Origin of the sequence: Yoonia sp. R2-816, assembly GCF_046762905.1 — a bacterium.
Taxonomy (GTDB): Bacteria; Pseudomonadota; Alphaproteobacteria; order Rhodobacterales; family Rhodobacteraceae; genus Yoonia.
The window spans coordinates 1-6,607 of record NZ_JBKQXN010000075.1 but is presented as its reverse complement, the minus strand read 5'-3'; the positions used below and the strand labels follow the sequence as shown (position 1 = coordinate 6,607).

Sequence of the window (6,607 nt, the reverse complement as noted above, 5' to 3'; positions counted from 1 at the left end):
ACCTGAAAGGTGTTCTTGGCCAAATCAAGGCCGATTGTGGTAACTTGCATTGGGTGGCTCCTCTCATAAGCGGTTAACGACAACTGCACTATGGCGCATTGCGACGCCCGTTGAAGCAGGGGCCATCCACCCCATCCCGCGATCTGTGAGTTCACCGCGGATCACAATTTGCAGTCGCAGCGAATGTCTCCTCTGACGGGCCGCACCGCGGCATCAACACCCACGGGCCAAAGGCAGGTATGGGCCGTTCACATCTGGCATTACGTCCAATCTAGGTCAGATGCTGCGCTGCATCCGATGACCGTTGAGAGCCCAATTGCGGAAGCGTCCAGATCGTGCTGCGAGCGCTCGCAGCGCGATTTACGCTGCAGCAGCGTAGGTATAATTGCGACTAGGCAGCGGGCAAAGCCGTCACTCAATGATGAAGAGCCTCGAACACCATTTCATAGTACAGCTTGAAAGACTCAAACTGAGGTATCAATCATAAACCCCCGCGTCTTTGAAACGCAGGGGTATAGGGTGTCGCCCTCGGGCAAGAACACGAAACTGCTAGTGCGTGACTGAATCCAAATCCACTGCAGGCACTTCGTATTCGTGGATGTAATTCACGATGCTTCGCGCGTCATCAGCAGCTACGGTATAGGCGTCCAATGATCCCGCCGCATTTGCCTCTTCGCTTTCAAACACGGCATCGTAGACATTCACAACCGTTGGCACCCAGCTGCCATCTTCTTGCAAGACCAGAACTTCGGCTGTGACGTTCTGATAGGTGTCCTCGCGGCTATAGGTAAAGTCGGAGTAATCGATATCCGAATAGATCACCGATCCGACTGTCTGCGTGTTCACGCCAAGGAACGCATTGAGGTAGGCGATCTCATCCGACGTGAAAACACCGGTCTTGTCGGTTGCAGCAGCAAGGAACACGGCTGACGCTGCCAAATCCTCATCGGTCATTTGTCCATCAACGAGAAAATCAAACTCTGTTCCGGGCAGATCGTCCACGCCGGGGATCGTGCCGGTTGTGATAATCGCCGTATAAATCGCCAAATTCTCGAGTGGCGAGTCGATTGTTTTGGTCACACCATCAAGGGTAAAGACCAGACGGCCCGCAGCGTCCGTGGTAAGATCTGTAGCATTCAACATCAGGTCTATGACTTCATGAGCCCGGTTATCAAGAACCGACACCGGCGCGCGGCTGACGTTCAGTCGACCAAGTTCGACCTCCTGTGTCAGGCTTTCATCCAGCGGATGGCCATCTTCGTCCAGCGCGATGGGATTGCCGTCAGCATCCAAGGGTTGCACCCAGCCTTCTGCAGTCAGGATCGGAACACCGTTGGCATCACGTGCAATAATAAAGAGGTCGCCATACAAATCGCCCTTCGTGGTGCCTGACGTATCTGGCTGACCACCGCCGGCACCATCTTTGCCGCCAGGTTCGCCCGCCCAGTCTGGCCGGTCAGAGTCTTCATCTACGCTTGCCCCGGCCATATCAAGAATGATGTCAGAGAACGTCGGACCACTGCCGCTGCCGCCAGATTGACCACTGTCAGATGGCACTTGTGGATCAGCCGATACCGCAGCGTTGCCAGAGCCAGAATTGCCGCTTTGTGATCCGGATGCCGCATTTGTTCCGCCTTGGGCAGCCCCCCCCGACGACTGCGTGCTTGGTGTCGTTGATGACGTCGAGTCCGCATTATCATCGGTCCCTCCGGAATTCTCGCCTTGGTTTTGGTTGCTATTTCCGCCGCCGCGGTCACTCCCGCCGCCACTGTCGTTTCCACCGCCGCCGCTATTCCCGCCACCGCCTTGGCCTTGGGCCTGGGCCGAGGAGGGCACAAAATCATCCAGCATGATCGGTGCGGTAGTCAGCATCAGTGCCGCAACACCGCACAGAGTGATCGTTTTTGTAAAGACACCTGAATTTGTAAGAATATTCATTGGTTCTCTCCTGATTTGTTGTTTGGCGTGGATCAGATGGATCACCGCCTCCACATCTGGCCAACTACTTCGGACCGATACTCAATTCTTGGTGATACAAATCTCTGATTAGGGCAGATCAACATATTCCAATTGACGAATATCAATTCGTGATCGCAAGAAATGGAATTCTTCTGAAACGAGGGCGTATGGCCCGAGGCATGCCTAAGCTTTCGATCATGCCCTTTTGGGGTCATCTTGGTAGCCACACAGCACCAGCGCGCGGTCTATAGCGTCAAGATCGGCTTTCAGGGCGTCTGCTGCCTTGAGAGCGACCTTGTGCTGGCCCGCTATCTCGCCGCGCTTCTTAATCAGCCCGTGTATTGTGTTTTGCATGCCCACATTATGGATTCACAGCCTTGTTTTTATAAGGTGTGTTGTTGGTGCGTTTGATACATAAGGCCGGGATTGTCCGCTGACCTGCCAATCCGCCGCAAAATCCGATGTCCGGTTCGGGCTGGCACCAGTCATCCGACCAAAACCGTCAGATGTCGGCGGCGAGCCCATTGCGTAAGTGCCAACATTTTGCTGCGTGCGCTCACCGCGCAGGAACTTGCCGCGCTGTAGCGAAAACGCTGCTGCCTCGCAGAGGCAAAAGCAGCCATTCAGGCAGTATGCAGCAAATCTGGAACAACCAATTGGCACACTGCGGGATGGGGTGGATGGCCCCTGCTTCAACGGGCGTCGCAATGCGCCATAGTGCAGTTGTCGTTAACCGCTTATGAGAGGAGCCACCCAATGCAAGTTACCACAATCGGCCTTGATTTGGCCAAGAACACCTTTCAGGTTCACGGGGTCACTGAAGACGGAACCGTTGCTTTTAACCGTCCGTTGCGACGGGCGCAGATGATTTCCTTTTTTGAGAATCTAGAGCCGTGCTTGGTCGGTATGGAGGCGTGTGGGTCCAGTCATTATTGGGCGCGTGAGTTGAGCAAGCTGGGTCATGCGGTGAAGCTGATCGCGCCTATTTACGTGAAGCCATATGTGAAGCGAGGGAAATCTGATGCAGCTGATGCGGAAGCAATTTGCGAAGCCGTCACCCGTCCGACCATGCGGTTTGTGGAATTGAAGTCACCAGAACAGCAGGCAATCTTGTCGCTGCATCGGGCAAGAGACCTAATTGTTCGACAAAGAACCCAGACCATCAATATGATGCGCGGGTTATTGGCTGAGTTCGGCGTTATCTTTGCTCAGGGCGTCGGGCACGCTGTCAAATTTGCAAAGCGCGTGACCGAGGGGCATTTACCGGATCTACCGCCAGCTGCCTGCGATGTGATTTTAGACCTCAGCGAGCAACTTCTGGCTCTACATCTGCGGGTGAATTGGTACGGTCGCCGCATGACTGCAGCGGCAAAATCAGAACCGCGAATAGCGTTGCTTCAAACGATCCCGGGCATCGGCCCAATCACCGCCTCTGCGATCGTGGCAACTGTGGGGAGTGGCGAACAGTTCCAAAGCGGTAGAGATTTGTCGGCTTGGCTGGGCTTGACGCCAATCAACAAATCAACAGGCGGCAAAGAGCGCTTGGGACGCATATCAAAAATGGGCGACCGCTACATTCGACGACTTATGGTCGTCGGTATGACATCCCGCATCAAACAGATCAAAACCGCACCGGAGCGATTTGATCCTTGGTTCGCCGACATCCTACAGCGCAAGCCAGCCAAGCTGGCGGCCATTGCCATGGCAAACAAGACCGCAAGGATCATTTGGGCGGTGCTATCGCGCAATGAACCCTACGAAGTACGAACAGTCTGAACCGAGAAGGAACGAACAACGAGATAGCAAGACCAATGAAGTGATGGCGGACAAGTCAGCCGCAACATCAAGACACCCCGAGCTTTGTCCAGGACGATAACTGTCCGTCTGCGAGAATGGGGACTTGATCTGCGGAAACCATCAAGGCCAGCGGACCTAAGAACCGCGCGAACAGGCCGAACACAAGACCGTATCTGACAAATTGCTAACTGCTTCGAAAAAAGTCTTGCTTTGCAGGGACCATCCACACAAGGACAAAGCTATCGGCGATCATGCGTAGCACGGGATCTCTTTCACCAGCGGCGGCCTATTGGTCGCGAAACGCCTGGCGCTGCCTCGTGTGAGTAACACCCGTCATACGGATTCCAAAGGTCTTAAGAATGCCGCGAATGTGACCTTCGAGCTCCTTGCGCAACCGGATCAACCGCTCGCGTGCGCCAATCAAACTGCGCAGGAGATCAGCTTCTTCACTTCTGATATGCACAGGGGTGAACCAGCCCGTTCGCGCCAACTGCGCCAGACCTTCCGCATCCGCAGCATCAGATTTGTTAGGGCGCGCAGAGAGGCTTTTGTGCGCTTTACGTGCATCAATGCAAGTGGCTGGCAAGGTCAGACGGGTCAAGCCGCGCTGAAGCCAGATCGAAAGTGGCCCACTCTCATGCGCGATCCGTTCCGGTGCAAGCGAGCGAGCCGTAAACCAGCCCCGTACCCCTTCCGCATCACAAGGCGCACTGCCCTGCTCCACAATCTTCCCGTCATCATCGACAATACAGATCGAAATCTCTTTGAGAGATCCATCTAAGCCAGCATAATACTTCATGGTCGTTCTCCTCACGGCTATTTTCCATGAGGCCAATATACTGGGCCTCGTTCGCCACTGGAGAGCGGCCGCCGCAATCACACCATGTTTTTCAACTGAGCTCGCCCTCTTGTTCAGTCAGTCTAGTTTGCTGAATCTGAAACTTGGTTTCGAAGAAACCCTCAGACCATTGGCACTACCTGTGGTGAGACGAGGTGGCACCGTACCTTTGGCTTTCAAACGACCAATCAAGATTTCCCTGTATCCAGAACTTCAAGCCATCGATATAGGTTTGGAGATCAATATCAATCTCTGTGGAAAACCGTGGCACCTGATTTACCAAAGCATCAAAATGCTCCATTTCAGTGTCGTGCATAACGACGGCTTTGTCTGTTGCCTGTTGCAGGCTGATTTGGTGCTCATTGCTCAGAGCAATGACTAAGTTATGCATGTCCCCGTTTTTCAATTCTTTTTCTAGAGACACGATATCATTGCTCCAACAAATAAGATTGTTCGTGCTTCGGCTTAGGTCGCTAACAACCGGGTGGCAAAGTACGTCCTCAGGTAGCTTCAGCTGCCCAACAAACTCAATAATAGTTAAGCAAGGGTAGACAGCTCCTGAATCAAGCCGTTTAAGCAAGTAAGTATTAGTATCCGGAATTATACCTGACTCGCGATTGGATGCCTCCCAAATACATGCCAAGAAATAATCATCATGCTGCTGTGTCAACCGCTCTAACCAGTCAGGATCCACTCTAGGTCGGATGCGTGCCCATAGATCATGCCAAGCCTGAAGCATATGATTACCATCTTGCGCCGAGCCTCCTCTCATGATGTCAAGAAGAAGGGGGCGACATTCAGTTAGACGTTCTGTTCCACGTCCCTGTTCTGCCTCATCGTTCTGATCGTCAAATAAGAATATCCAACTGACCCAATCAGAAATCCACTGCAAATCAACAAGAGAAGCATTTGGATAACAGCGCGCCATGCAACGGGTCCACCCTTGCCTCCTGACCCGATCCTCCACACCCTTACTACAGACAATGCCGTAACGAACCAGCCAGTCTATCGTACCATCTTGAGCTGGTTTTTCGTAAGGGCTTAGAGTTGGGGGGTAGGGACTCATTAAGAGCGGGCGATCTACTAGCATTTCTCCACTCACTTTCGCATTTAGGTGTTCGATTAAATTGTGTTGGCGTTTTGTGACGGAGACCCGCTGAGGACCGGCAAATATTCCCGAAACCAGGCCAAAGAGTTTGACCACGCCTCAGTTCTGTTTTCTCTTGTAATTGAAGGATGGTGGTTTCTAGATGTGTATGCAGCAATGAATCCCTGTGTCATTGTGCTAATTGTTTTCTCTGCGTGCAGCACAGTGGAGTTGGATATAGTTCATGAACAAAGATTAAGCTTGCTCTGACTTAATCCAATCGCGTACGCGGATGAGTCCAAAATGGTTCTTAGACAAACAGAGCTTCGCGAACGCGCTTGTGGCAAATGAGCAGATCACTCTGAACCGCACCGGGTTTGCCGGAGGCTCCAACTCATGAGTAGGATGGAGCATCATGACAAAGACAACGAACAAGTATTCACCAGAAGTGCGCGAACGTGCTGTGCGGATGGTATTGGATGGCACGGGGCAGCATGAAAGCCGTTGGGTTTCAGATTGTATCGCCCGCTAGCTCTCAGGCGGCCACAGTCTTCGCCGGACCTCGATAATCTTCTTGTTTTGTCAGCACGGCCCAGATGGTGCGGGCCATTTTATTGGCCAGTGCAATTGCAACAAGCATCTTTGGTTTGCGTTTCAACATGCGGTCCAGCCAGGAACCGTCCTGGACAGGCTTTCGACCCACCCATGCAATGCGCGTCATTGCGCCAATGATAAGTAGACGACGAATATCAACCTGACCTTCTTTGGAGACCTTTCCGAGCCGTTCTTTGCCCCCCGATGAATGCTGCTTGGGCACCAGTCCGAGCCATGCGGCAAAGTCTCGTCCACATCTAAAGATATCCATGGACGGTGCGAAGGCCTCTACCGCCATGGCAGTGAGTGGGCCAACGCCGGGTATCGTTTGA

6 protein-coding genes are annotated in these 6,607 nt (G+C 53.0%); 1 reads left to right on the top strand and 5 read right to left on the bottom strand.

Translation table 11 applies throughout. From position 1 onward, the window contains the following. Window positions 1-549 precede the first annotated feature (549 nt). The gene (locus ACFWW2_RS01410) at window positions 550-1,938 is read right to left on the bottom strand and encodes a hypothetical protein (protein WP_393925575.1); all 1,389 of its coding nucleotides are present in this window, start codon (window positions 1,936-1,938) and stop codon (window positions 550-552) included. A gap of 216 nt (window positions 1,939-2,154) precedes the next feature. Further along, window positions 2,155-2,313, bottom strand: a complete 159-nt coding sequence (locus ACFWW2_RS01405; protein WP_393925574.1) for a hypothetical protein — start codon at window positions 2,311-2,313, stop codon at window positions 2,155-2,157. Window positions 2,314-2,715: 402 nt separating this feature from the next. Between ACFWW2_RS01405 and ACFWW2_RS01400 the strand changes: the two genes are divergently transcribed. After that, entirely contained in the window at window positions 2,716-3,735 is a 1,020-nt protein-coding gene (locus ACFWW2_RS01400) for an IS110 family transposase (protein ID WP_393925573.1), read from the top strand. Between the two features lie 307 nt (window positions 3,736-4,042). Here the strand turns inward: ACFWW2_RS01400 and ACFWW2_RS01395 are convergent, their stop codons facing one another. The 3 genes from ACFWW2_RS01395 to ACFWW2_RS01385 form a co-directional block, all read right to left on the bottom strand. After that, complete coding sequence (locus ACFWW2_RS01395) at window positions 4,043-4,555, bottom strand: IS110 family transposase (protein WP_393925572.1); 513 nt, start codon at window positions 4,553-4,555, stop codon at window positions 4,043-4,045. A gap of 175 nt (window positions 4,556-4,730) precedes the next feature. After that, window positions 4,731-5,522, bottom strand: coding sequence for a terpene synthase family protein (locus ACFWW2_RS01390; RefSeq protein WP_393925571.1), 792 nt, complete (start codon window positions 5,520-5,522; stop codon window positions 4,731-4,733). Window positions 5,523-6,216: 694 nt separating this feature from the next. Further along, window positions 6,217-6,607, bottom strand: a 391-nt coding sequence (locus ACFWW2_RS01385) for a transposase (protein ID WP_393925570.1), incomplete at its 5' end; no start/stop codon positions are given.